Annotated in this window: 22 protein-coding genes; 8 read left to right on the top strand and 14 right to left on the bottom strand. The window is 61.8% G+C overall.

Translation table 11 applies throughout. The features are described from left to right. The first annotated feature begins 167 nt into the window (after positions 1-167). From HX821_RS29355 to HX821_RS29335, 5 genes are read left to right on the top strand one after another with little or no spacing between them, the layout of a single operon-like run. The gene (locus tag HX821_RS29355) at positions 168-1817 is read left to right on the top strand and encodes an AMP-binding protein (protein ID WP_102604356.1); all 1650 of its coding nucleotides are present in this window, start codon (positions 168-170) and stop codon (positions 1815-1817) included. Positions 1818-1839: 22 nt separating this feature from the next. Beyond that, complete coding sequence (locus HX821_RS29350; protein ID WP_003217603.1) at positions 1840-2607, top strand: SDR family NAD(P)-dependent oxidoreductase; 768 nt, start codon at positions 1840-1842, stop codon at positions 2605-2607. Positions 2608-2617: 10 nt separating this feature from the next. Further along, positions 2618-3802, top strand: coding sequence for an acetyl-CoA C-acyltransferase (locus HX821_RS29345; RefSeq protein ID WP_008433457.1), 1185 nt, complete (start codon positions 2618-2620; stop codon positions 3800-3802). 9 nt (positions 3803-3811) lie between these two features. Beyond that, positions 3812-4939, top strand: a complete 1128-nt coding sequence (locus tag HX821_RS29340) for an acyl-CoA dehydrogenase (protein ID WP_008433455.1) — start codon at positions 3812-3814, stop codon at positions 4937-4939. Between the two features lie 9 nt (positions 4940-4948). After that, positions 4949-5722, top strand: coding sequence for an enoyl-CoA hydratase (locus tag HX821_RS29335; protein WP_003217608.1), 774 nt, complete (start codon positions 4949-4951; stop codon positions 5720-5722). 141 nt (positions 5723-5863) lie between these two features. Here HX821_RS29335 and HX821_RS29330 read toward each other — a convergent pair whose 3' ends face one another. The 12 genes from HX821_RS29330 to arnC all read right to left on the bottom strand — a co-directional run bounded on the left by HX821_RS29330 (position 5864) and on the right by arnC (position 19155). Continuing rightward, a complete protein-coding gene (locus HX821_RS29330; protein ID WP_003217611.1) occupies positions 5864-7015 on the bottom strand; it encodes an acyl-CoA dehydrogenase family protein in 1152 nt (383 codons plus the stop codon). A 3-nt stretch (positions 7016-7018) separates the two neighbouring features. After that, the gene (locus HX821_RS29325; protein ID WP_177037174.1) at positions 7019-8122 is read right to left on the bottom strand and encodes an enoyl-CoA hydratase/isomerase family protein; all 1104 of its coding nucleotides are present in this window, start codon (positions 8120-8122) and stop codon (positions 7019-7021) included. A 124-nt stretch (positions 8123-8246) separates the two neighbouring features. Continuing rightward, positions 8247-8963, bottom strand: a complete 717-nt coding sequence (locus tag HX821_RS29320; RefSeq protein WP_102604350.1) for an HPP family protein — start codon at positions 8961-8963, stop codon at positions 8247-8249. A 176-nt stretch (positions 8964-9139) separates the two neighbouring features. Further along, the gene (locus HX821_RS29315) at positions 9140-9319 is read right to left on the bottom strand and encodes a type VI secretion system contractile sheath small subunit (RefSeq protein ID WP_256344058.1); all 180 of its coding nucleotides are present in this window, start codon (positions 9317-9319) and stop codon (positions 9140-9142) included. Positions 9320-9840: 521 nt separating this feature from the next. Continuing rightward, a complete protein-coding gene (locus HX821_RS29310; protein WP_177037172.1) occupies positions 9841-11463 on the bottom strand; it encodes a phospholipid carrier-dependent glycosyltransferase in 1623 nt (540 codons plus the stop codon). Positions 11464-11466: 3 nt separating this feature from the next. Then, positions 11467-12846 carry a UDP-glucose/GDP-mannose dehydrogenase family protein gene (locus HX821_RS29305; RefSeq protein WP_008433443.1) on the bottom strand — a complete coding sequence of 460 codons (1380 nt, stop codon included), beginning with the start codon at positions 12844-12846 and terminating at the stop codon, positions 11467-11469. Next, positions 12843-13256 carry a 4-amino-4-deoxy-L-arabinose-phosphoundecaprenol flippase subunit ArnF gene (gene arnF, locus HX821_RS29300; protein WP_008433440.1) on the bottom strand — a complete coding sequence of 138 codons (414 nt, stop codon included), beginning with the start codon at positions 13254-13256 and terminating at the stop codon, positions 12843-12845. The genes HX821_RS29305 and arnF overlap by 4 nt, the downstream gene beginning before the upstream one ends. Then, on the bottom strand, positions 13253-13600 hold the full coding sequence (arnE, locus tag HX821_RS29295; protein ID WP_087693002.1) for a 4-amino-4-deoxy-L-arabinose-phosphoundecaprenol flippase subunit ArnE: 348 nt from the start codon (positions 13598-13600) through the stop codon (positions 13253-13255). The genes arnF and arnE overlap by 4 nt, the downstream gene beginning before the upstream one ends. Continuing rightward, positions 13597-15252 (bottom strand): lipid IV(A) 4-amino-4-deoxy-L-arabinosyltransferase, encoded by a 1656-nt coding sequence (gene arnT, locus HX821_RS29290; protein WP_177037170.1) that lies wholly within the window; start codon positions 15250-15252, stop codon positions 13597-13599. Before arnT ends, arnE begins: the two co-directional genes overlap by 4 nt. After that, on the bottom strand, positions 15249-16133 hold the full coding sequence (gene arnD, locus HX821_RS29285; protein ID WP_102604347.1) for a 4-deoxy-4-formamido-L-arabinose-phosphoundecaprenol deformylase: 885 nt from the start codon (positions 16131-16133) through the stop codon (positions 15249-15251). The genes arnT and arnD overlap by 4 nt, the downstream gene beginning before the upstream one ends. Continuing rightward, positions 16133-18124, bottom strand: coding sequence for a bifunctional UDP-4-amino-4-deoxy-L-arabinose formyltransferase/UDP-glucuronic acid oxidase ArnA (arnA, locus tag HX821_RS29280; protein ID WP_102369061.1), 1992 nt, complete (start codon positions 18122-18124; stop codon positions 16133-16135). The genes arnD and arnA overlap by 1 nt, the downstream gene beginning before the upstream one ends. Further along, positions 18121-19155 carry an undecaprenyl-phosphate 4-deoxy-4-formamido-L-arabinose transferase gene (gene arnC / locus HX821_RS29275; protein ID WP_003217633.1) on the bottom strand — a complete coding sequence of 345 codons (1035 nt, stop codon included), beginning with the start codon at positions 19153-19155 and terminating at the stop codon, positions 18121-18123. The genes arnA and arnC overlap by 4 nt, the downstream gene beginning before the upstream one ends. A gap of 469 nt (positions 19156-19624) precedes the next feature. Here arnC and HX821_RS29270 point away from each other — a divergent pair, with 469 nt between their 5' ends. The 3 genes from HX821_RS29270 to HX821_RS29260 all read left to right on the top strand — a co-directional run bounded on the left by HX821_RS29270 (position 19625) and on the right by HX821_RS29260 (position 21771). Then, positions 19625-20413 (top strand): M949_RS01915 family surface polysaccharide biosynthesis protein, encoded by a 789-nt coding sequence (locus HX821_RS29270; RefSeq protein ID WP_177037169.1) that lies wholly within the window; start codon positions 19625-19627, stop codon positions 20411-20413. A 103-nt stretch (positions 20414-20516) separates the two neighbouring features. Continuing rightward, positions 20517-21431: a tyrosine recombinase XerC gene (xerC, locus tag HX821_RS29265; RefSeq protein ID WP_087692998.1), complete on the top strand. Its 915-nt coding sequence runs from the start codon at positions 20517-20519 to the stop codon at positions 21429-21431. 115 nt (positions 21432-21546) lie between these two features. After that, entirely contained in the window at positions 21547-21771 is a 225-nt protein-coding gene (locus HX821_RS29260; protein WP_087692997.1) for a DUF2188 domain-containing protein, read from the top strand. Between the two features lie 119 nt (positions 21772-21890). On the opposite strand, the gene HX821_RS29255 is transcribed toward HX821_RS29260, so the two are convergent. Together HX821_RS29255 and HX821_RS29250 are read right to left on the bottom strand one after the other, a co-directional pair. Further along, a complete protein-coding gene (locus HX821_RS29255) occupies positions 21891-22748 on the bottom strand; it encodes an SDR family oxidoreductase (RefSeq protein WP_003217640.1) in 858 nt (285 codons plus the stop codon). Between the two features lie 99 nt (positions 22749-22847). Then, positions 22848-23120, bottom strand: coding sequence for a DUF2790 domain-containing protein (locus HX821_RS29250; RefSeq protein ID WP_102369062.1), 273 nt, complete (start codon positions 23118-23120; stop codon positions 22848-22850). Positions 23121-23333: the final 213 nt, after the last annotated feature.

The following is a 23333-nucleotide window of genomic DNA, read 5'->3' as shown; positions in this document are numbered from 1 at the left end:
GATTTTGCTCTTCAACACTCACACACACCAAACAGCGCCCCCCCATTGGCCAAACCAGTCAACCAAGTTGAAAGCTTTGACCATTGCCCACCTACCGCTCTAGAGCGACTATTTCACCGGTCTACGTACCCATCCTGAAAATAAAAAACACACAGGGATTTGAAGCGATGCGTGATTACTCGGCTGCCACCACCCAGTTCAACTACCAACACACCGTCGACGCTGCCTTGTCGGGCAACCTGCAGGCCCTCAACGCCTGCGTCGAATGCTGCGACCGCCACGCATTACCTGGCCGCATCGCACTGTTCTGGGAGGGCAAGGACGGCCGCAGCGCCACCGTCACCTTCACCCAACTGCAAGACCAGGCCGCACGCTTCGCCAACTTCCTCCTGGCCCAGGGCGTCAATCGCGGCGACAAGGTGGCAGGCCTCCTGCCACGCACCGCCGAGCTGCTGGTGGTCGTCCTCGCCACCTGGCGCATCGGCGCGGTCTATCAGCCGCTGTTCACCGCCTTCGGCCCCAAGGCCATCGAACACCGCCTGAACAGCTCCGGCGCCGCGCTGGTGGTGACCGATGCAGTAAACCGTCCCAAACTGACGGAAGTGGCCGACTGCCCGACCATCGTCACCGTCGCCGGCCCCAACGGCGAAGGCATCGTGCGCGGCGATTTCAGCTTCTGGGCCGAGTTGCCCAACTATGTCAACCTCTGCGAACCCGTATTGCTGGGCGCCGACGATCCGTTCCTGCTGATGTTCACCTCAGGCACCACCGGCCCGTCGAAAGCCCTGGCCGTGCCGCTCAAGGCAATCGTCGCGTTCCAGAGCTACACCCGCGACGCCGTCGACCTGCGCCCCGAAGACGCATTCTGGAACGTCGCCGACCCGGGCTGGGCCTACGGCATCTATTTCGGCGTGACCGGCCCCTTGTCCATGGGCCACCCGATCACCTTCTACGATGGCCCGTTCACCCTCGAAAGCACGTGCCGTGTCATCAACAAATACGGGATTACCAACCTCACCGGTTCGCCCACCGCCTACCGCCTGCTGATCGCCGGGGGCGAGCAGTTCGCCAAGTCGATCAAGGGCAAGCTGCGTATTGTCAGCAGTGCCGGCGAGCCGCTGAACCCGGAAGTGATCCGCTGGTTCGCCGATAACCTCGGCGTGACCATCCACGACCACTACGGCCAGACCGAGCTGGGCATGGTGCTGTGCAATCACCATGGCCTGGAGCATCCGGTGCACGTCGGCTCCGCGGGCTTTGCCTCGCCGGGCCATCGCATTGTGGTGCTGGACGACAACCATCAGGAGTTGCCCGCCGGCCAGCCAGGCATCCTGGCTATCGACCGCGAGCAATCGCCGATGTGCTGGTTTGCCGGTTATGACGGCGTCAAGACCAAGGCTTTCGTCGGCAAGTACTACCTCAGCGGCGATACGGTGGAGCTGAACCCCGATGGCAGCATCAGCTTTGTCGGGCGCAGCGACGATGTGATTACCACCTCCGGCTATCGCGTGGGGCCGTTCGACGTAGAGAGCGCCTTGATCGAGCATCCGGCCGTGGTGGAGGCCGCCGTAGTGGGCAAGCCATGCCCGGAACGCACCGAGATCGTCAAGGCGTTTGTGGTGCTCAGCGAGCAGTACCGCGCCGAGCCGGCCCTGGCCGAAGAGCTGCGCCAGCACGTGCGCAAGCGCCTGGCCGCTCACTCGTACCCGCGGGAAATCGAATTTGTCAGCGAGCTGCCCAAGACCCCGAGCGGCAAGCTGCAACGCTTCATTTTGCGTAATCAGGAAATTGCCAAGGCCCAGGCGGCCACGGCGTGACCCATTCTTCAAGGAAACAATGATGCAGATTGAGAACAAGGTTTTTCTGGTCAGCGGTGGCGCTTCAGGCCTCGGCGCGGCAACCGCCGAGATGCTCGTGGCGGCCGGAGCCAAGGTGATGCTGGTGGACCTGAACGCCGACGCAGTGGCCGCCCAGGCGCAAAAGCTCGGCGCGCAGGCCCGCAGCGCGGTCGCCGATATCAGCCAGGAAGCCGCTGCCGAAGCGGCGGTACAGGCCACCGTCGCCGCCTTTGGCGGTTTGCATGGGTTGGTCAACTGTGCCGGTGTGGTGCGGGGCGAGAAAATCCTCGGCAAAAATGGCCCGCACGTGCTGGCCAACTTCGCCCAGGTGATCAACGTCAACCTGATCGGCAGTTTCAACCTGCTGCGCCTGGCTGCAGCGGCTATCGCTGAAACCGAGGCGAATGCCGATGGCGAGCGCGGTGTGATCATCAATACCGCTTCAGTGGCAGCGTTTGACGGCCAGATCGGCCAGGCGGCCTATGCCGCTTCCAAGGGCGCGATTGCCAGCCTGACCCTGCCGGCGGCCCGCGAACTGGCGCGCTACGGGATTCGGGTGATGACCATCGCCCCCGGTATTTTCGAAACTCCGATGATGGCGGGCATGACGCCGCAAGTGCGCGAATCCCTCGCCGCCGGCGTGCCATTCCCGCCGCGCCTGGGCAAGCCGGGCGAGTACGCCGCGCTGGTGCGGCATATCATTGAAAACAGCATGCTCAACGGCGAGGTGATCCGTCTCGACGGGGCCTTGCGCATGGCAGCCAAATAAGGAGATTCTCATGACTGATCCAATCGTTATTGTCAGCGCGGTACGCACCCCGATGGGCGGGTTCCAGGGCGATCTCAAAGGCCTCACCGCTCCGCAACTGGGCGCTGCGGCGATTCGTGCAGCGGTCGAACGCGCCGGTATCGCTTCCGATGCCGTGGATGAAGTGCTGTTCGGTTGCGTGCTGCCCGCCGGCCTCGGCCAGGCGCCGGCACGCCAGGCGGCGCTGGGTGCTGGCCTGGACAAGTCCACGCGCTGCACCACCCTCAACAAGATGTGCGGCTCGGGCATGGAAGCCACGATCCTGGCCCATGACGCGTTGCTGGCAGGCAGCGTGGAGGTGGCCATCGCCGGTGGCATGGAGAGCATGTCCAACGCGCCGTACCTGCTGGACCGCGCCCGCAGCGGCTATCGCATGGGCCACGGCCGGGTGCTCGACCACATGTTCCTCGACGGCCTCGAAGACGCCTACGACAAGGGCCGCCTGATGGGCACCTTTGCCGAGGACTGCGCCGAGCACAACGGCTTTTCCCGCGAGGCCCAGGACGCGTTCGCGATTGCGTCCCTGACCCGTGCGCAACAGGCGATCACCGACGGCAACTTCATCGCCGAAATCGTCCCGGTGCAGGTCACCGTGGGCAAGGAACAGAAAACCATCATCCACGACGAACAGCCGCCGAAAGCCAAGCTGGACAAGATCGCCACCCTGAAGCCGGCCTTCCGTGAAGGCGGCACGGTGACGGCAGCCAACTCCAGTTCGATTTCCGACGGTGCGGCGGCGCTGCTGCTGATGCGCCAGTCCGAAGCGCACAAGCGCGGGCTCAAGCCTCTGGCGGTGATCCATGGCCACGCGGCGTTTGCCGATGAGCCTGGCCTGTTCCCGGTAGCGCCTGTGGGGGCGATCCGCAAGCTGATGAGCAAGACCGGCTGGAACCTCGACGAAGTCGACCTGTTTGAAATCAACGAAGCCTTTGCCGTGGTCAGCCTGGTGACCATGAGCAAGCTGGAGATTCCCCACAGCAAGGTCAACATCCACGGCGGTGCCTGTGCCCTGGGCCATCCGATTGGCGCGTCCGGCGCGCGGATCCTGGTGACCCTGCTTTCGGCCCTGCGCCAGAAAGGCCTCAAGCGCGGCGTTGCAGCGATCTGCATCGGCGGCGGTGAAGCCACGGCCATGGCCGTTGAATGCCTGTACTAAGGAACACCTATGCTGCCGAATGACGAACAACTGCAAATCAGCGAAGCCGCCCGGCAATTTGCCCAGGAACGCCTTAAACCGTTCGCTGCCGAGTGGGACCGCGAGCATCGCTTTCCCAAGGAAGCCATTGGTGAAATGGCCGAGCTGGGCTTTTTTGGCATGCTGGTCCCGGAGCAATGGGGCGGCTGTGATACCGGCTACCTGGCCTACGCCATGGCCCTGGAAGAGATCGCTGCCGGTGACGGCGCCTGCTCGACCATCATGAGCGTGCACAACTCCGTGGGCTGCGTGCCGATCCTCAAGTTCGGCAATGATCAACAGCGCGAGCAGTTCCTCAAGCCCCTGGCCAGTGGTGCGATGCTCGGTGCGTTTGCCTTGACCGAGCCCCAGGCCGGTTCCGACGCCAGCGGCCTGAAAACCCGTGCCCGGCTGGAGGGTGATCACTACGTCTTGAATGGCTGCAAGCAGTTCATCACCTCCGGGCAAAACGCCGGGATCGTGATTGTGTTTGCAGTCACCGATCCGGCTGCCGGCAAACGCGGCATCAGCGCCTTTATCGTGCCCACCGACTCGCCGGGCTACAGCGTCGCGCGGGTCGAGGACAAGCTCGGCCAGCATGCTTCCGACACCTGCCAGATCCTGTTTGAGGATGTGAAGGTGCCGGTGGCCAATCGTTTGGGCGAGGAGGGCGAAGGCTACCGGATCGCCCTGGCCAACCTCGAAGGCGGGCGTGTCGGCATTGCTTCGCAGGCGGTAGGCATGGCGCGGGCGGCATTTGAAGCGGCCCGGGACTACGCCCGCGAGCGGGAAAGCTTTGGCAAGCCGATCATCGAGCACCAGGCCGTGGCCTTCCGCCTGGCGGACATGGCGACGCAAATCGCCGTGGCGCGGCAGATGGTGCATTACGCCGCCGCCCTGCGTGACAGTGGCAAGCCGGCGCTGGTGGAAGCGTCCATGGCCAAGCTGTTTGCTTCGGAAATGGCCGAAAAGGTCTGCTCGGCAGCCTTGCAAACCCTCGGCGGTTACGGTTACCTGAGCGACTTTCCCCTGGAGCGGATCTACCGCGATGTGCGGGTCTGCCAGATTTACGAAGGCACCAGCGATATTCAACGCATGGTCATTTCACGCAATCTCTGAGGAGTCTCTATGAGTTACGAAAGCATTTTGCTGGACGTGCAGGGCCGGGTCGGGCTGATCACCCTCAATCGCCCGCAAGCGCTGAACGCCCTGAACGCGCAACTGGTCAGCGAGCTGAACCAGGCGCTGGACAGCCTGGAAGCCAACCCGGAAATCGGCTGCATCGTGCTCACCGGCTCGAAAAAAGCCTTTGCCGCCGGTGCCGACATCAAGGAAATGGCCGAGCTGACCTACCCGCAGATCTACCTCGACGACCTGTTCAGCGACAGCGATCGCGTGGCCAACCGCCGCAAGCCGATCATCGCGGCGGTCAACGGGTTTGCCCTGGGTGGCGGTTGTGAACTGGCCTTGATGTGCGACTTCATCCTGGCGGGCGACAACGCCAAGTTTGGCCAGCCGGAAATCAACCTCGGCGTGCTGCCGGGCATGGGCGGCACCCAGCGCCTGACCCGCGCCGTGGGCAAGGCCAAAGCCATGGAAATGTGCCTGACCGGGCGCTTTATCGATGCGGTGGAAGCCGAGCGCTGCGGGATCGTCGCGCGCATCGTGCCGGCGGATGAGCTGTTGGACGAAGCACTGAAGGTCGCGACCCTGATCGCAGGCAAGTCGGTGCCCATCAGCATGATGGTCAAGGAAAGCGTGAACCGTGCGTTTGAAGTGAGCCTTTCCGAAGGCGTGCGCTTTGAGCGCCGGGTGTTCCACGCGGCGTTTGCCACGCTGGATCAGAAGGAAGGCATGGCGGCGTTTGTGGCCAAGCGTGCGCCGGAGTTCAAGGACAAGTAAACACTGTCCTGAAACGCTGAAGATCAAAAAATGTGGGAGCGGGCTTGCTCGCGAAGGCGGTGTTACAGTCACCCGATGTATTGACTGATCCACCGCCTTCGCGAGCAAGCCCGCTCCCACATGGGTTATGCGAAATACCTGTTACAGCTGGTAGTTTTTCAATTCTCTGGCAATCACCATCCGCTGAATCTCGCTGGTGCCCTCGTAAATCTGGGTAATCCGCGCATCCCGGTAGTAACGCTCCACCGGGTAGTCCTCCAGATAGCCATAACCCCCATGAATCTGCATGGCTGAAGAGCACACCTTCTCGGCCATTTCCGAGGCAAACAGCTTGGCCTGGGAGGCCTCCGACAGGCATGGCTTGCCCGCACTGCGCAATCGGGCGGCGTGCAGGATCAGCAAGCGCGCCGCATTCAGGCGGGTTTGCATGTCGGCCAGCAAGTTGGCCACGCTCTGGTGCTCGATGATCGCCTTGTCGAACTGCACCCGGTCACGGGCATAGGCCAGCGCGGCCTCAAAGGCGGCACGCGCAATACCCAGCGCCTGGGCGGCAATCCCGATGCGCCCGCCTTCGAGGTTGGACAGGGCGATGGCCAGGCCCTTGCCGCGTTCACCCAGCAGGTTGGCTTCCGGTACGGTGCACTGGTTGAGGGTGACGGCACAGGTGTCGGAGGCACGAATGCCCATCTTGTGCTCGGTACGGTCCACCACGAAGCCCGGGGTGTTGGTCGGCACCAGGAACGCCGAGATGCCTTTCTTGCCCAGGTCAGGGTCGGTCACTGCAAACACGATCGCCAGCTTGGCGCGCTTGCCGTTGCTGACAAACTGCTTGGCGCCGTTGATCACCCACTGGCCGTCCCGCAGTTCGGCACGGGTGCGCAGGTTGTGCGCTTCGGAACCGGCCTGGGGTTCGGTAAGGCAGAAGCAACCGATGGCCTGGCCGCTGGCCAGTTCCGCCAACCAGGTTTCCTTTTGTGCTTGTGAGCCGTAGTTGAGGATTGGCCCGCAACCCACTGAATTATGGATACTCATCAGTGCGCCGGTAGCGCCGTCGCCAGCGGAAATCTCTTCCACTGCCAGGGCGTAGGCCACGTAGTCGACGTAGGTGCCGCCCCATTCTTCAGGCACCACCATGCCCAGCAAACCCAACTCGCCCATCTTGGCGACCAAAGCATCGTCGATCCAGCCGGCCTTTTCCCAAGCCTGGGCGTGGGGGGCGATTTCGCCACGGGCAAAGTCCCGCGCCATGTCGCGAATCATCACTTGTTCTTCTGTAAATTCAATATCTTGCATGACTTAGTTCCCGTTCTTGTCGAAGTCGCGGAAGAAGCTTTCGACATGATCAGCCTCCAACGCCTGCAGGGTTGGAGGGTTCCAGCGAGGGGTTTTGTCCTTGTCGATCAGCAGGGCGCGGACGCCTTCGATCAGGTCGCCACGGGCAAACCATTGGCGGTCCAGGTGCAGTTCCAGGGCAAAGCACTGCTCCAGCGGCAGGTGGCGCCCGCGACGCAGCATCTGCAGGGTCACGGCCATGGCCAGGGGGGAGCGCGTCTGCATCAGGCTGGCGGTGGTCAATGCCCAGTCATGGCTGTCGGCGACGGTGACTTGCTGCAATTGCTCGACGATGCTCGGCACGTCCGGCAAGGCAAAGAAGTGATCGATGGCTGGGCGTAGCGCCGCCAGGGGGGCGTCGGGCAATTGTTGCACCGCGAGGCTGGCCAGCAGGCCTTGCAGGTCCTTGAGGGGAGAATCGTGCCATTCCAGGCGGTCCAGGCGCTGGTCGAGGTCGGCGAGCCGGGCGCTGTCGAGGTACCAGTCCGCCAGGCCGCAATACAGGGCGTCGGCGGCACGAATCTGCACGCCGGTCACCCCGAGGTAGATCCCCAGTTCCCCGGAAATGCGCGGCAGGAAATAGCTGCCGCCCACGTCAGGGAAATACCCGATGGCCACCTCGGGCATTGCCAGGCGGCTGCGGTCGGTGACCACCCGCAGGTCGGCGCCTTGCACCAGGCCCATGCCACCGCCAAGGACGAAGCCGTCCATCAGTGCCAGGACCGGTTTGCGATAGTTGTGAATGGCGAGGTCGAGGGCGTATTCCTCGACGAAGAAGTCTTCGTGGAGGGTGTCGCCGCTCTTGAAGCTGTCGTACAGCGAGCGAATGTCGCCGCCGGCGCAGAAGGCTTTTTCACCGGCACCGCGCAACACCACGGCATGCACCTGGGGATCGTCCGCCCACGCCTGCAAATGCCGGCTGAGGCTGCGGACCATGTCCAGGGTGAGGGCGTTAAGGCCTGCGGGGCGACTGAGGGTCAGGTGGCCAATATGGTTGCGTACGTGCGCCAGGACCTCGTCTTGCACAATCCCGGCGCTGCTTGCCTCGGATGAAACCTGAGCAGTCATCTCTAACTCCCTGCTTTTATTGTTCTTTATCAAGATGTTCGCGGGCGAACCATCTCGCGATCGTACCAGTGCAAATTTGCCCAGTACAAGTCGGAATCATGCAGGTCGTTTTTGCATTTTTGCCTTATGGAGGAGGCTGGCCCTGGTGCTGGAAAACCGCGCCGATGGTGCGCCGCCGGGCATACCGCTCGCTGGCCTGGATCAGCTCCTCCAGCTCCTGCGGAGTAACGTCCAGGAACTGCTCGCGCTCGGCGAGGGCCTGCTTGAGGTCCTCGGCGCTGATCCCGGGGTTTTCGGTGGCCATTGGCATAAAGATCGGCGCAGCCGGTTCGCGGGTGCCCTTGGGGTAACGCGTGCGCGTGGCGTTGTTGTAGGCCAGCGCGCAGGCCAACAAGGCTGTGGCTCCCAGCATGACTGCGGCAAGTTCGTGCCAGCCCATGGCAATCGAGGCGGGGTCAGCCAGCACCAGGCTCATGGCCAGGCCGCCCGCCGGTGGATGCAGGCAGCGCAGCCAGCAGATCAGGATCACGGTCATCCCGGCAGCCAGGCATGCGCTGCCCAGCGTTCGGCCCAATACCCGGGCCACCAGCAGCGCAACAATCCCGGCACACAGGTAGCTGCCGATGATCGACCAGGGCTGGGCCAGCGCGCCGGAGGATACGGCAAACAGCAGCACCGCCGAGGCTCCCAGCGGGCCTATCAGGTGCAGGGCCACCTCGGTGCCGAACACCTGGGCGCATACCCAGACGCTGAACAGTGTGCCCAGGGCCATGCCGATGGCGGCACGACTCCATTCGGCAGGGCGGGTATTGATGGCAGCGGGTAACCAGCGAGCGAGCATTGACAGACGATCCGTGAAAAGCGGGCGAAAAAAAAGGCTTGCCTGGTTTCCCGGAAAAGCCCTTTAAAGAAGTTCCTGCATTTGGGGGAGGAACCTGCGCAGTGTGCCAATCGATGAAGACTGCTGCCAATGCATATTAATGCAGGTCAAGTGCAGTATTTTTGCAGTAAAACGTGTCAGCCAAACGGTATCAGGCGGGTTGGCGGTGGCATGGGGTTGCTGATCTTGCCCAGCACACGGTCATCGGTTTCCTCGTTGATCAGCAGGTTTTGTACATTTTCCCGCAGCGATGGATTGTTGGCCAATGGCCCCTTGAGCACCACCAGTGCATCACGCAGTTCCATCAGCCGATCCAGTTTTGGCAGCGGGATGTAACCCGCATTCACTCTGTCGCGGGACAAAGGCGCGACAGCGTCAGAGGTTGAGGGGTCGGGCAATCGACGGTCGGACACAAAACATTCCTCTAAATGAAATAAACGGCAGCGCTGAATGCTGTTTAAAAGGTCTTTATTGTTATTTCGACTGTTCGTTTAAGCGGGGCATGTCTTGATTGATCGCTTGCTGCTACGTTCGTCGAGTTTCTTTCGAAAGTAACAGGAATACCTTACACCGCACCTTTGGAACTTCTGAAAATAGTTAAAAGGTATTAAATAATTAACTCGCTTGGCAGGCGAGTCTACAGTCGAGGGCTAGGGGCGGGAAGAGGGCGTCTTATCGGTAGCAGCGTATAGATGCGTAGGATGTTTCTCGATAGTTGCTACGCTAAAAGTTTCGAAGTTGAATGGGCAAAGAAGTTTCTTACATACACTTGGATTTATAACTACTGAATGTACTGGCGCGGGATAAGCGGTTGGTTCCGCTTATCCCGCGCCCTGTATCAAGGTTGTGCGGGTTTGATCAAATGCAGCAGTACGTAAGGGTTCTTGTCGAACTGGCCGGTCAGTACCGGCTGCAGTGAACGAAAACGCGGGTCGCTCAACGCTTCATAGTCCGACTGGCTCATGATCAGCCATGCAGGAGCCTGGATCGGCGCCAGATCGGCAGGCAACTGGGTAAACAACGGCACCCGGTCGCAATCGAGGTTGACCATGAACTTGATGGCTTTTGCGTCCTTGCCCAGTGCGTGCAATACCAGCGGCGCCGGTTGTTGCTGGGTCAGCGCATGGGCCTGGAGGGTAAAGGTGCGCGTGTCATACAACCGGCGCTCCAGCGGCTCGACCATCACGATATACGCCAGCCACACCGCCAATACCGCGGCGAAGGCCGGGCCCACGTAGCGAAGCCGCCGGTTGAACAGCAAGCCCAGTACCAGTACCTGGATCGCGATCAGGATCCCGAACACCGGATTGAGGCTGCCAATCTGCTCGGGGAAGCGGTGACGCGCCACGAACAAGCCTGCGATCAGCAGCCCCGGAATGACCGTCCACAACCCCAGCATCAGCCAGCGCAGCCCGGCGAACAGTCTGCCTCGCGACACCTGGAACGGATACGCGGCGATGATTGCTGCCAGGGGCAGCATCGGCAGCACATAGCGCGCTTTTTTCGCCTGGGGCACCGACAAGCCGATCATCACGATCAAGCCGGCGGCGAGGCAGTACAGCACCAGTTTCAGCGCCGGGCCCTTGTCCTCGCGGCCACTGGCGACTATCGCAATCAGCGCGAGTATTGCCAACGGATACGCCGGCGCATAGTTGCCCAGCGAACTGCTGAAGTAATACAGCGCGCTGCCGGAGCCTTCGGTGCCGTCCATGCGACCCAGGAACTGCATGCGGATCACGTCCTGCATGAACGTTTCACCGCCACTGAGCTTGGCCAGCAGCAGCAGCAGGCCCACGCACGCCGCCAGTAACGCCAACGCCAGCAGGCCGAAACTGAAGAGCTGGCGCCATTGCCGATTGATCAGGTAATAGCTGCACAGCATGCCGGTGGGGATCACCAGGCCGATCGGCCCACGGATTGCGAACCCCACGATCAGCAGCGCAAACAGCCAGTGCAGGCGCTTGCCGGCGCCGAAGTGGTCGTGGGCGTAACCCAGGTAGAAGACTGTCAGGGCCACTGCCGCCAGCATCTGGTCGAGGGACACCGCGCGGGTTTCGCTGATGAAGGTACTGCTGAGCAGCATCACCGCGATGCTCAGCAGTGCCCAGCGCCGGGAGTAGGGCGCGGTCAGCCGGTAGAGCAGCACCACGATCAGTGCCGAAGCGATGGCCGTGGGCAGCCAGGCCGTCAGGCTGGTGACCTGCCCCAGGGGCACCGACAGCAGCCAGGTCAGCAGCGTCGAGGTGGCCAGGTAATCGGCATAAGGTTGCCCGTACGTGGTCGGGAAGAACCCCGGCCCGTGGCGCAGCATCTCCTGGGCGAACAGCACGAAGCGCGAGTCAAAGCCGATGATTGCCTGGTTCCAGTTGCCCGCGACAAACAGGATCAGGGCCAGCAGCCCCAGGATCCATGAGTGTCGGCGGATCGTCGGGCTGAGCAGGGGCCGATGAGCTTTGTCCACGTCTCAGGCTTCCTCGGCCTGAGGCGCCCAGTTTTGCTGGGGGATCGGCAAGTTGCAGGAATCGCCGCGGCCCATCGGGAAGTACTGGATGCCTTTGCGTGCCAGGCGTTCGCCGTCGTACAGGTTGCGGCCGTCGAAGATCACCGGGGTTTTCAGGCGTTGCTGGATCAGGTCGAAGTCCGGTGCCTTGAACTGTTGCCATTCGGTGCAGATGATCAAGGCGTCAGAGCCACTCAGGGTGGATTCCGGGGTGCCCATCAGCATCAGGCGCGGGTCATCACCGTAGATGCGCTGGGTTTCCTGCATGGCTTCCGGGTCAAACGCACGTACATTGGCGCCGGCGGCCCACAAGGCTTCCATCAGCACCCGGCTTGGCGCATCGCGCATGTCGTCGGTGTTGGGCTTGAACGCCAGGCCCCACAAGGCGAAGGTCTTGCCACGCAGGTCGCCCTTGAAGAATGCATTGGCGCGTTCGAACAGCTTGCTCTTCTGGCGCTGGTTGATGGCTTCCACGGCCTCCAGCAGGTCGCTGGAGCAGTTGGCGGCCTTGGCGCTGTGGATCAGGGCGCGCATGTCCTTGGGGAAACACGAGCCGCCATAACCGCAACCTGGGTAGATGAAGTGGTAGCCGATACGCGAGTCGGCACCAATGCCCAAGCGCACGGCTTCGATGTCGGCGCCCAGGTGTTCGGCCAGTTCGGCGATCTGGTTGATAAAGCTGATCTTGGTGGCCAGCATGCAGTTGGCGGCGTACTTGGTCAGTTCGGCGCTGCGCAGGTCCATGAAGATGATGCGGTCGTGGTTGCGGTTGAACGGTGCATACAGCTCACGCATCACCTCGCGCACTTCCTCACGTTCGCAGCCGATGACGATCCGGTCCGGGCGGCGGCAGTCGGCAACGGCCGAGCCTTCCTTGAGGAATTCCGGGTTGGAGACGATATCGAACTCCAGGTGGCGGCCGGCAATGCGCAGGGCTTTTTCCATGTGCGCACGCAAAGTGTCGCCGGTGCCTACGGGTACGGTGGATTTTTCCACGAGGATCACCGGGTCGATACGGTGGCGAGCCACTGCATCGCCCACGGACAGCACGTATTTCAGGTCGGCCGAGCCGTCTTCGTCCGAAGGGGTACCCACGGCGATGAACAGCACTTCGCCGTGTTCGACCGCGAGTTTTTCGTCGTAGGTAAACGTCAGGCGTCCGCCTTCGAGGTTTTCCTTGACCATGGCCGCCAGGCCCGGCTCGAAAATGCTCACATGGCCCTGTTGCAGCAACTTGACCTTTTTCTCGTCAACGTCCATGCAGATGACATCGTGGCCGACTTCGGCCAACACGGTGGCCTGTACGAGACCGACGTAACCGCTACCAAATACACTGATTTTCATGGGGCATTCCTGGGACTTGTGGTGCTAGCACGACGAGAGTTGATAGTCAGGACTCCGAGAATGACCAAGGCCACTCCCGCAGTTTTTGAAAGCGAAAAATGTTCGTTGAACACCGGCAGGCTGGCGGCCAGCAGGTAGACCAATGCGTAGCTGATGCTGAGCAGCGAGTAGGCACGGCCCAGCGGCAGGTCTTTCAGTGCGCCAAGCCAGCAGAGCATCGACAGGGCATAGGCGATGATCGCCAGGATCACCACGCCCAGTGCGCCGAGGTCGATGGCACCCGTGTTGAGTGCTGTCAGCCATTCGGTGGGCAATGGCAGGCGCGTCATGCTCCAGCGCATGCCCAACTGGGCACCGCTGACCAGTGCCACGCTGCCCAGGGCCAGGGTAAAACCGCGAGCGCGACTCATACCTGGCGCCCCAGCAGCACCACACCGGCAATCACCAGCAGCACGCCGAACCAGTGGCGACCATCGATGTGTTCATGGAACACAAAGCGCGCCACCAGGGTGACCAATACAAAGTTGAGGCTCAGCATCGGGTAGGCGATACCGACTTCCAGGCGTTGCAACACCAGCAGCCACACCAGCAAACCCAGGCCCAGGCACACCAGCGCCGACCACAGCCACGGCGAGCGCAGCTTCGGGGCCCAACCGTCGGGCTGGTCACGCCAGCCTTCCACGGCAAACTTCTGGGACACCTGGCCCATGCAGGTCAGCAGGCAGGCACCTAACAACAGCAGCAGAGTGGTCATGGCGCGCTCTGCGGGAAGATCAGAATCACGATATTGCCCTGCTCGTAACGCTTGCCGTCTTTGGGCAGCAGGTCCACTTCCTGGCGCTCGTCGTCACCCTTGACCCGCATCACCACGCCCACCGAGCCTTGCTTGCGCGCATCGCTCATCCATTGCTGGACGCTGGCGGCATCGATCTTGCGATAAGCGGTGTCCGGGAAGGCGATGCCGTATTTCACTTCGCCAACGGTGTTGTAGAGCATCACTTCAGGACGCTGCAGGCGCCATGACAAGGCCGATGCGGCGCCGAGGTCGTTGCTCAGCAACGCAGTGGTCGGCTGCAGTTCCTGGAGGTGGTCGATGATGAACTGGTCGGGGGTCTTGTTATAAACCACCGAGTGCGGCAACGCGGCCGGCACCAGCGCCACCAGCAACCAGCTGCCCATCACCGGTGCGGCCCACATGTGCAACGGGCGGGCGGCTTGCAGCAGGTTGGCGATGATCCAGCCGAACAGGAAGACGAACACCAGCACCAGGCTGAGTGTTTCCTGGCCGTGCTCGTACACCGGTTTTTTCAGCTGGAACCAGGTCAGGGCCAGCAACGCCAATATGCCAATGACCAGATTCACCCAGCCGTTGATGCGCAGTACGCGGCCACGGGCCTGGGCCAGTTTGTCGGCGAGGGTATGCCCCATCAGCAGCGCCAGTGGCAGCAGGCACGGCATGATGTACGACGGCAGCTTGCCCTTGGCCAGGCTGAAGAACGCCAGCGGCATCAGTAGCCACAGCAGCAGGAAGGCGACCTTGCTGTTGCGTTTTTCCAGCCATGCCTGCTTCACGGTGGACGGCAGCAACGCCATCCACGGCAGGGCGAACGCAACCATCAGCGGCAGGTAATACCAGAAGGGCTCGGAGTGCTGGGCGTCGTCGCCGGCAAAGCGCTGGATGTGCTCGTGCCAGAAGAAGAAATTCCAGTAGTCCGGTTCCTGGGCATGCACCATCAGCGCCCAGGGCAGGCTCACGACAATCGCCACCACCACGGCCACCAGGCCATAGGTGAGCAGTTCACGAATGCGTTTTTGCCAGAGCACGTAGGGCAGGGCGATCAGCACCGGCAGCAACCAGGCAAGGAAACCCTTGGTCATGAACCCCATGCCGCAGGCGAACCCGAGCAAGGCCCACGACCACAGGCGGCCGCGGGTGGTGGTGCTGTCGAAGCAGAACCACAGCGCCGCCCCGGTCAGGTTGACCCAGAAGGTGAACTGCGGGTCGAGGTTGGCATAGCCTGCCAGGAACGCGACGCTGACAAAACTCATGTACAGCACGGCGCTGACCAGGCTCTTGCGCGGGTCGTTCCACAAACGCCGGGCCACGAAATACACCAGCAGGATGCTCAAGCCGGTGCTCAAGGCCGAGGCAAAACGCACGCCGAACAGGTTCTGCCCGAAAATCGCCTGGCCCAGCGCGATCATCCAGTAACCGGCCGCCGGTTTCTCGAAGTAGCGAATCCCCATGAAGTGTGGCGAGGCCCATTTGCCGGTCAGCAGCATTTCCTGGCTGATCTGCGCATAGCGGGTTTCGTCGGGAATCCACAGCCCGTGGGTGGCCAACGGGATCAGGTAGAACACCCCGAAGGCCAGCAGGAGCAGGGGCAGGGCCCAGCGCCGGATCATGCCTTTTGCACTCCGAGCCAGCCTTCACGGCCGCTCAACGCACCACGCACCAGGTGTTGCTGGGGCAGGGTGGTGAGGTCGGCGGGCAACAGGTCGCCCAACGGTTTGAACGCGATGCCGCGCTGCCCTGCCTGGGCGAGCATCTGGCGAAAATCATTGGCCATCAGAATCCCTTCTACTTCTGCGTGGATCGTATAGACGTTGAGCTTCGACGGCTTGAAGCGGTCGAGGATGTAGCTATTGAAATCCTTGGCGGCCACCACCGGGCCCACGACTTCGTCGAAGGTCGGCATGTCCACCGGAATTTGTGGCGTGCCGGCACTGCCATCCGCCAGGGTCGGCCGGAACAGGCTGGTACCACGGCAATCGCTGTTGTAGCGGAAGTTGAACTGTTGCTTGGCTTGCACCACGCGCTCATCGGCACGCCAGCCCGCGGCGGCTGAGCAGTCGATGGGTTCACCGAGGATGTCGCTCAAGGTGTCGACGCCACGGCGAATCTGCTCGATCAGCTGTGCATCGCTCCAGCGCCCGGTGTTGGCTTGCCAGCCGTGATGATCCCAGGCGTGCAGCCCGACTTCATGCCCGGCGGCCTTGGCCTGGCGCATCAGGTGCCCCAGGTCGCGACCAATGGGTTTGCCCGGCCACGCGGTGCCGGCCAGCAAAATGTCCCAGCCGTACAAACCGGCAGCGTTGGAGCGCAGCATCTTCCACAGGAACTGCGGACGGATCAGGCGCCACAAGTGGCGCCCCATGTTGTCCGGCCCGACGCTGAAGAAGAAGGTCGCCTTGACCCCGGCTTCGTCGAGCGACTCCAACAACCTTGGCACCCCTTCGCGGGTGCCTCGGTAGGTGTCGACGTCGATGCGTAGACCCGCTTGCATCAGCGCTTGTCCGCGATTTCGAGCATGGCTTCACGCAGGAAGAAATCCAGGGTGTTGCCGATGGTTTCGCTCATCTCCACGGTAGGCTCCCAGTTCAGCAGGCGCTTGGCGTTGTCGATGCTTGGCTTGCGGTGCGCCACGTCCTGGTAACCGGTGCCGTAGAACGCCTTGCTCTCTACGTCGCGGAAACCGGCGAACGGAGGGAAGTTGCTGCGCAGCGGGTGAGCTTCGAACTGACGCAGCAGTTCTTCGCCCAACTGACGGATGCTGGCTTCGTTTTCCGGGTTGCCGATGTTGATGATCTGGCCGTTGCAGTTGTCGTTGTCGTTATCAATGATGCGCGCCAGGGCTTCGATACCGTCGGCGATGTCAGTGAAGCAACGCTTCTGCTCGCCACCGTCGAACAGACGGATCGGCGTGCCTTCCACCAGGTTCAGGATCAGCTGGGTGATGGCGCGGGAGCTGCCGATGCGGGCCGAGTCCAGGCGGTCGAGGCGCGGGCCCATCCAGTTGAACGGACGGAACAGGGTGAACTTCAGGCCTTTGTCGCCGTAGGCCCAGATCACGCGGTCCAGCAGTTGCTTGGAGACCGAGTAGATCCAGCGCTGCTTGTTGACCGGGCCCACCACCAGGTTGGAGGTGTCTTCGTCGAAGTACTGGTCCTGGCACATGCCATACACTTCGGAGGTCGACGGGAAGATCACGCGCTTGTTGTACTTCACGCAGTAGCGAACCAGTTTCAGGTTCTCTTCGAAGTCCAGTTCAAATACGCGCAGCGGGTTGCGGGTGTATTCGATCGGGGTGGCGATGGCCACCAGCGGCAGGACCACGTCGCACTTCTTGATGTGGTACTCGATCCACTCGGAGTGGATGCTGATGTCGCCTTCCACATAGTGGAAATTCGGGTGGCTGCGCAGGCGCTCGATGGCGTCGGAGCCGATGTCCAGGCCGTAGATTTCGTAGCGGTCGTCACGCAGCAAGCGCTCGGACAGGTGGTTACCGATGAAACCGTTCACGCCCAGGATCAGCACGCGGGTACGACGGGGCTTGCGGCCGGACTCGGCGCCGCGCAGTACGGAACCGTCCACCAGGCCCAGTTCATCCGCCAGGGACGGGCCGGCCAGGTACAGGCCGTTCTCGTTGCGCTGGCCGAACTTGACCACCAGGGAGTCTTCACCGCAGGCGATGCGCAGCGGGTTGACGCTGATCACTCGGCCTGGCGCCAGGCCTTCGTTGCCCTTGACGACTTCGGCGTTCCAGACGATCAGCTTGTGCTCGCCCACGGCGCAGAAGGCGCCCGGGTACGGTTGGGTAACGGCGCGAACCAGGTTGAACAGCTCTTCAGCCGGTTTTTTCCAGTCCAGCTTGCCGTCCGCTGCGGTGCGACGACCGAAGTAGGTGGCCTTGCTTTCGTCCTGGGCGGTTTCAGCCAGCTTGCCTTGAGCCAGTTGCGGCAGGGCGTCGCGCAGCAGGTTGGTGGCGGCGTCACGCAGTTTGGCGTGCAGGGTCAGGCCGGTGTCGGTGCGCTCGATCACGACTTTCTGCTGGGCCAGGATCGCGCCGGCATCGGCACGCTTGACCATGCGGTGCAGGGTCACGCCGGTTTCGGTTTCGCCGTTCACCAGCACCCAGTTGGCCGGTGCGCGGCCACGGTATTTAGGCAGCAGGGAGCCGTGCAGGTTGAACGCGCCTTTCTTGGCGGTGGCCAGCAGGGCTTCGCTCAGCAGGTTGCGGTAGTAGAACGAGAAGATGTAGTCCGGGTTCAGCTTGGCGATGCGCTCGATCCACAGCGGGTGGTTGGCGTCTTCAGGGGCGTGCACCGGGATACCGTTGCGGGCGCACAGCTGGGCGACGGAACCGTAGAAATTGTTTTCCTTGGGATCATCGGCATGGGTGAACACGGCAGCAATTTCGTAACCCGCATTGAGCAGGGCTTCAATGCCAGCACAGCCAATATCGTGGTAAGCGAAGACAACAGCTTTTGAATTCATGACGAAACCTGATCGGAAGGAGAAGTAGAGGTGTGGGAGGACGTCAGGCCGTCGACCGTAAAGGTCTCGGCCGGTGCTGCCGGTTGGTTGCGCAGCACTTTTTCGATAAAGAACCGTGGGCGGGCCCGCACATCGCTGTACATGCGGCCCAGGTATTCACCCAGGAGGCCCATGCCGATGAACTGGCCACCGGTGAACACGAACAATACGGCGAACAGCACGAACATGCCGTCGCCGGCCCAACCGGAACCGAAAGCGATACGCAGCACGATCAGTGCAAAGGCGAAGAGCATGCCCAGGGCCGCCAGGCTGAAACCGACGATGCTCAACAGGCGCAATGGCGTGGTGGTCATGCAGGTCAGCAGGTCGAACATCAGGCTGATCAGGCGCATCGGGCTGTATTTGGACTCGCCGTGTTCACGCTCGGCGTGATGCACCAGGATTTCCGTGGTGTGGCGCGCAAAGCTGTTGGCCAGGATCGGGATAAAGGTGCTGCGCTCGCGACAGGCCAGCATGGCGTCGACGATGGTGCGGCGATAAGCACGCAGCATGCAGCCGTAGTCGCTCATGGCCACGCCGGTGGAGCGTTGCACGGCGAGGTTGATCAGGCGCGACGGCCAGCGGCGGAAGGCCGAGTCCTGGCGGTTGTTGCGCACGGTGGCAACCACGTCATAGCCCAGGGCGGCCTGTTCGACCAAACGCGGGATTTCTTCCGGCGGGTTTTGCAGGTCGGCGTCCAGGGTGATCACCACGTCGCCCCGGCAATGCTCGAAGCCGGCCATGATCGCGGCGTGCTGGCCGTAGTTGCGGTTGAGGATCACCGCCACCACGTTGCTGCCTTCGAGCGCGGCGGCGTCTTCCAGCAATTGCGCGGAGTTGTCGCGGCTGCCGTCGTCCACCAGGATGATTTCGTATTCGTAAGCCAGTTGTTTGCAGGCGGCCATGGTGCGGCGCAGCAGTTCAGGCAGGCTTTCTTGTTCGTTGTAGACCGGGATAACGATCGACACGCAATGAATTGGATAGGGTTTCAAAGATTCATTACCTCGGGGGTTAGAGCAACTTGGAGCGTAAAGACAGCAGTTATCGTCAGCCTCGGATGCCGGGCATCCGATCAAAGATAGCGTTGATTTGTGGCATTCATTCGACAGTCCTGACAGGTCACAGTGGGTCTTCCATGGCTTACGTGAGTAAAGACCAAAATGCTCAAAGGTAAAGCGGAATCAACGAGTTAACCTGCAAAGTACGGTTCGTTCTCAAGTCGTGCCGCCAAGATTAAGCGCAAAAATGTTCAACGAATATGAAACGCAGATGAAAAAGTCGTTTTTTTGGCAGGTAGACAGCTAGGGTTCAGGTAAACAGCAGAAGCACGGACAACGCTGTGCCGATGAGGCGAGAAGGGCCGGTAGGCTTTTTCCGCGCGCGGGCTGGTTCCTGAAGAATCTTCTCTGCAATGCCGCGCAAGTGCCGGTAAAGTAAGCCATCTCTTGCCAGGGCAGTCGGATGAATAGCGTGCAGCGTTTACGGCCAATGTTGATGGTGTTGTTGATGACGGTGGCCTGGGCCACGAGCGTGCGGGCCGATGACGGCGTGGCACTGACGTCCATCGACCAGGTGCCCGATGGCGTAGAAGTGCGGGGTAAACAGGTCGGCGCCTTCGTCTGGAGCGACAAACAGGGCAAGAACCTGTTGGTACTCGCAGAGCAAGTCAGCGAACGCGACGACGACGGTGCGCAGTCGGCCTTTGTCTACGCCGCCCAGTACCTGCTCGACGGTGACCGGCCCAAGCGCCTGTGGATGCTCTACGACGACGTGCAGCATTGCGAGTTCGATGCCGGCGCGCACTTCAACAGCGACGCCACCCGGGTCACCGACCTGCTGGGCGATGGCATCAGCCAGGTCACCGTGGGGTATAGCCGCACCTGCACCAGTGACGTCAGTCCCAATGATTTCAAGCTGATCATGCACATCGGCAAGTCGCAGAAGTACCGCCTGCGCGGTATCGACCGCTATGGCGCCAGCTGGTGGGATGAAGACGCCGGCGCCCTGCAAGGCATGCCGTTGCCCAAGGATTGCAGCATCGCCGCCCAACAGGCGCTGGTCAGCCAGTACAAGGAGCAGGGTACCGAGCTGCCGCTTCCTGGCTGTTACGGCGACGAAGAAGATTTTGCCAAGGCGCCCAAACCGTACCTGGAGTTCATGCGCCAGCACTGGTTTACCTTGATGCAGAAGCAGGACACCGACTGGAGCCAGCAGCAGACGCCAGCCCCGGCGGAAGACGATCAGGAATAGCCCCGGGGATTGACCTGCGCTAGACTCGGCGCTCGCCAATTCACTAAATATGTCGATTAAACAGATGGTTAGTCGACATATTTAATCCAAAGGCTGATCTACCTTGACTGAGTCTACCCGCAACCCGCTGACCCTCTATCTCACCCGCCTGGCGCCCTCCAGCCAACTGACCATGCGCTACGTGCTGCAGGACGCCGCCGACCGCCTGGGTTTTGAAGACATCAACCTCGAAGACATCGACTGGCACCTGCTGCAGCCCGAACACGTCATGGCCCTGGTGGCGGTGCTGCGGGAAGACGGGTATGCGCCGAACACCTCATCGCTGTACGTCAACGCCGTGCGCGGGGTGATGAACGAAGCCTGGCGCATGAGCCTGATCAGCCAGGACCACCTGCTGAAGATGCGCTCGGTCAAGGCCATGGCCGGCACCCGCCTGAGCCAGGGGCGCAACCTGCGGCGTACGCTGATTCGTGAGTTGATGGAAGTCTGCGCCGCCGATCCGCGCCCCCAGGGCCTGCGGGATGCGGCGGTGATCGGGATCCTGTATGGCTCGGGCATGCGCAAGTCGGAATCGGTGAACATCGAGCTGGGCCAGGTCAACTTTGACGAGCGCAGCCTGCAGGTTACCGGCAAGGGCAACAAGCAATTGATCAAGTACGCACCGGCCTGGGCCTTTGCCAAGCTGGAGGCGTGGCTGGCGTTTCGCCGCAGCCAGTTGAAACCGGGTGAGCAGGACGACGGTTTCCTGTTCAACCGGATTCGCCGGGGCAGCCATATCACCCGCGAGCGCATCACCAAACACGCGATTTACTACATCGCCCGCCAGCGTGGGGAACAGGTCGGCGTGAAAATCATGCCCCATGATTTCCGCCGTTCGTTCATCACGCGGGTCATTGAAGAGTACGACCTGTCGATCGCCCAGAAGCTGGCGCACCACACCAATATCCAGACCACCGCCACCTACGATGTGCGCGACGACAATGAGCGGCGCAGGGCCGTGGATCGGTTTGACCTGTAGGGCCGCCCGTAACCTGGCCCGCCAACTGCCTTGAACTCTGCCCGGCAGCCGCGCTCGCAATAGTAGGGCGCGGGTTTTGCCGCGTGCCGTGTTTATTCAGTCGAAGGAGCAGACCATGGATACCTACAACATCAACAAGACCGGCACCGGTTGGGCGTTGACCAAGCAGGGCTCGGCACGGCCGTCGAAAACGGCGGAGACCAAGGAGGCGATCGTTGAGTTGGCGAAAGAGTTTCTCAGCGACAAGCCGGCGTCGCTGAGGATTCACAGCATGGATGGGCGGATTCAGGAAGAAAGAACCTATCCGCGCAAGGCTGACCCGACACGATCTCCGGGCTGACCGAGCACCCAATGTGGGAGCGGGCTTGCTCGCGAAGGCGTTGGATCAGTCACAGATGCATTGCCTGACACTCCGCCTTCGCGAGCAAGCCCGCTCCCACACTGGATTTGCATTCGACCCTAGAGAATCGGCTTGCCGCCCGTCACCGCATACCGCGAGCCCGAGATATAACTCGCCTCATCCGACGCCAGCAACACATAGATCGGTGCCACTTCCACCGGCTGGCCGGGGCGGCCCAGCGGTGTCTCGCTGCCGAAGCTGTTCACGTCTTCGTCCGGCATCGTCGAGACAATCAACGGCGTCCAGATCGGCCCCGGCGCCACGCTGTTCACGCGGATGCCCTTGCTGCCCAGCAGTTGCGCCAGGCCACCGGTAAAGTTCGCAATCGCGCCCTTGGTGGCGGCGTAAGCCAGCAACGTTGGCTTGGGCATATCGGAATTCACCGAGCTGGTATTGATGATCGACCCGCCGGCCTTCATATGCGGCAGCGCCGCCTTGCAGATGCGAAACATCGCGGTGATGTTGATATCGAAGGTCTTGACCCATTCCTCGTCGGGTATCTCTTCGAGGGTCTCGTGGGTCATCTGGAATGCGGCGTTATTGACCAGCACGTCGATCCGCCCGAACTGCTCGACGGTCTGGTCGACAATCGCCTGGCAGTTGGCTTTTTGCGCGAGGTCGCCGGGCAGCAACAGGCATTGGCGGCCGGCTTCTTCCACCCAGCGTGCGGTTTCCTTCGCGTCCTCGTGTTCGTCCAGATAGGCGATAGCCACATCGGCACCTTCGCGGGCAAAGGCAATCGCCACGGCGCGGCCGATACCGCTGTCGGCGCCGGTGATCAGGGCGATCTTGTTGGCCAGGCGGCCGGAGCCGGTGTAGCTCTTCTCGCCGCAGTCGGGATAGGGGTCCATCTTCTTCTGCGAACCGGGAACGGATTGGGCCTGGCTGGCGAAAGGTGGGCGTGGGTAGTCAGTCATCTCAATCTCCATAGATCACAACGGGTTCTATGGATTAGTGATTTTCAGCTGCCGGATAGTTGTAATCGATGCCGGCCGAGCCCGACGAATGGTTTGCGCTCAACCGTGCTGGCAGGCATCGCCCAGGCGCATGTAGTCCAGTTCATGACGCACGCCGTGGCTGTCGATGTAGACCATATGACCCTTGACCGGCCCGCACTCGGTGGAGGATTCGGTACTGACGCGCACCACCTTGGCGATGTCCAGGTCCTGGGAATAGTCGTACGCCTCGCTGGCGGGGGTGTTGGCACTCACAGTGGGTACCGGGGTTTCGCCCTGGGCGAAGGCAAGTGTGCTGAACAGGCCCAGCACGGCGATAAGCAGATAACGCATGAGAACCTCCGACACCACGAAGGTGGTGGCTTGACTGTGGGGTTCATTCTACAAAGCACCTGGCGCGGGGATGAAAGCTTGCGGGCCAATAGAAGACATCAGCCAAATCGATGCAGCAAGCCTCTTATAACCGGTTATAAACTCATAGCATCTTCGCCTAAACGCAGCCCTATAAATATCCGTCTGCCGTTGCTCATCCCTGTAGACACATAC

It is taken from the genome of Pseudomonas sp. B6001, from assembly GCF_013386015.1.
GTDB lineage: Bacteria > Pseudomonadota > Gammaproteobacteria > Pseudomonadales > Pseudomonadaceae > Aquipseudomonas.
This window is presented reverse-complemented; position numbering and strand designations above follow the sequence as displayed.

What these genes read in the sequence shown, in the direction of transcription:
- arnA (WP_102369061.1), bottom strand. Translation starts at nt 18,124, where the DNA reads ATGAATTCAAAAGCTGTTGTCTTCGCTTACCACGATATTGGCTGTGCT.
- HX821_RS29330 (WP_003217611.1), bottom strand. Translation starts at nt 7,015, where the DNA reads ATGCAAGATATTGAATTTACAGAAGAACAAGTGATGATTCGCGACATG.
- arnT (WP_177037170.1), bottom strand. Translation starts at nt 15,252, where the DNA reads ATGATCCGGCGCTGGGCCCTGCCCCTGCTCCTGCTGGCCTTCGGGGTG.
- HX821_RS29270 (WP_177037169.1), top strand. Translation starts at nt 19,625, where the DNA reads ATGAATAGCGTGCAGCGTTTACGGCCAATGTTGATGGTGTTGTTGATG.
- HX821_RS29325 (WP_177037174.1), bottom strand. Translation starts at nt 8,122, where the DNA reads ATGACTGCTCAGGTTTCATCCGAGGCAAGCAGCGCCGGGATTGTGCAA.
- HX821_RS29305 (WP_008433443.1), bottom strand. Translation starts at nt 12,846, where the DNA reads ATGAAAATCAGTGTATTTGGTAGCGGTTACGTCGGTCTCGTACAGGCC.
- arnE (WP_087693002.1), bottom strand. Translation starts at nt 13,600, where the DNA reads ATGACCACTCTGCTGCTGTTGTTAGGTGCCTGCCTGCTGACCTGCATG.
- HX821_RS29340 (WP_008433455.1), top strand. Translation starts at nt 3,812, where the DNA reads ATGCTGCCGAATGACGAACAACTGCAAATCAGCGAAGCCGCCCGGCAA.
- HX821_RS29345 (WP_008433457.1), top strand. Translation starts at nt 2,618, where the DNA reads ATGACTGATCCAATCGTTATTGTCAGCGCGGTACGCACCCCGATGGGC.
- HX821_RS29250 (WP_102369062.1), bottom strand. Translation starts at nt 23,120, where the DNA reads ATGCGTTATCTGCTTATCGCCGTGCTGGGCCTGTTCAGCACACTTGCC.
- HX821_RS29255 (WP_003217640.1), bottom strand. Translation starts at nt 22,748, where the DNA reads ATGACTGACTACCCACGCCCACCTTTCGCCAGCCAGGCCCAATCCGTT.
- HX821_RS29320 (WP_102604350.1), bottom strand. Translation starts at nt 8,963, where the DNA reads ATGCTCGCTCGCTGGTTACCCGCTGCCATCAATACCCGCCCTGCCGAA.
- HX821_RS29355 (WP_102604356.1), top strand. Translation starts at nt 168, where the DNA reads ATGCGTGATTACTCGGCTGCCACCACCCAGTTCAACTACCAACACACC.
- arnD (WP_102604347.1), bottom strand. Translation starts at nt 16,133, where the DNA reads ATGCAAGCGGGTCTACGCATCGACGTCGACACCTACCGAGGCACCCGC.
- HX821_RS29335 (WP_003217608.1), top strand. Translation starts at nt 4,949, where the DNA reads ATGAGTTACGAAAGCATTTTGCTGGACGTGCAGGGCCGGGTCGGGCTG.
- HX821_RS29260 (WP_087692997.1), top strand. Translation starts at nt 21,547, where the DNA reads ATGGATACCTACAACATCAACAAGACCGGCACCGGTTGGGCGTTGACC.
- HX821_RS29350 (WP_003217603.1), top strand. Translation starts at nt 1,840, where the DNA reads ATGCAGATTGAGAACAAGGTTTTTCTGGTCAGCGGTGGCGCTTCAGGC.
- arnF (WP_008433440.1), bottom strand. Translation starts at nt 13,256, where the DNA reads ATGAGTCGCGCTCGCGGTTTTACCCTGGCCCTGGGCAGCGTGGCACTG.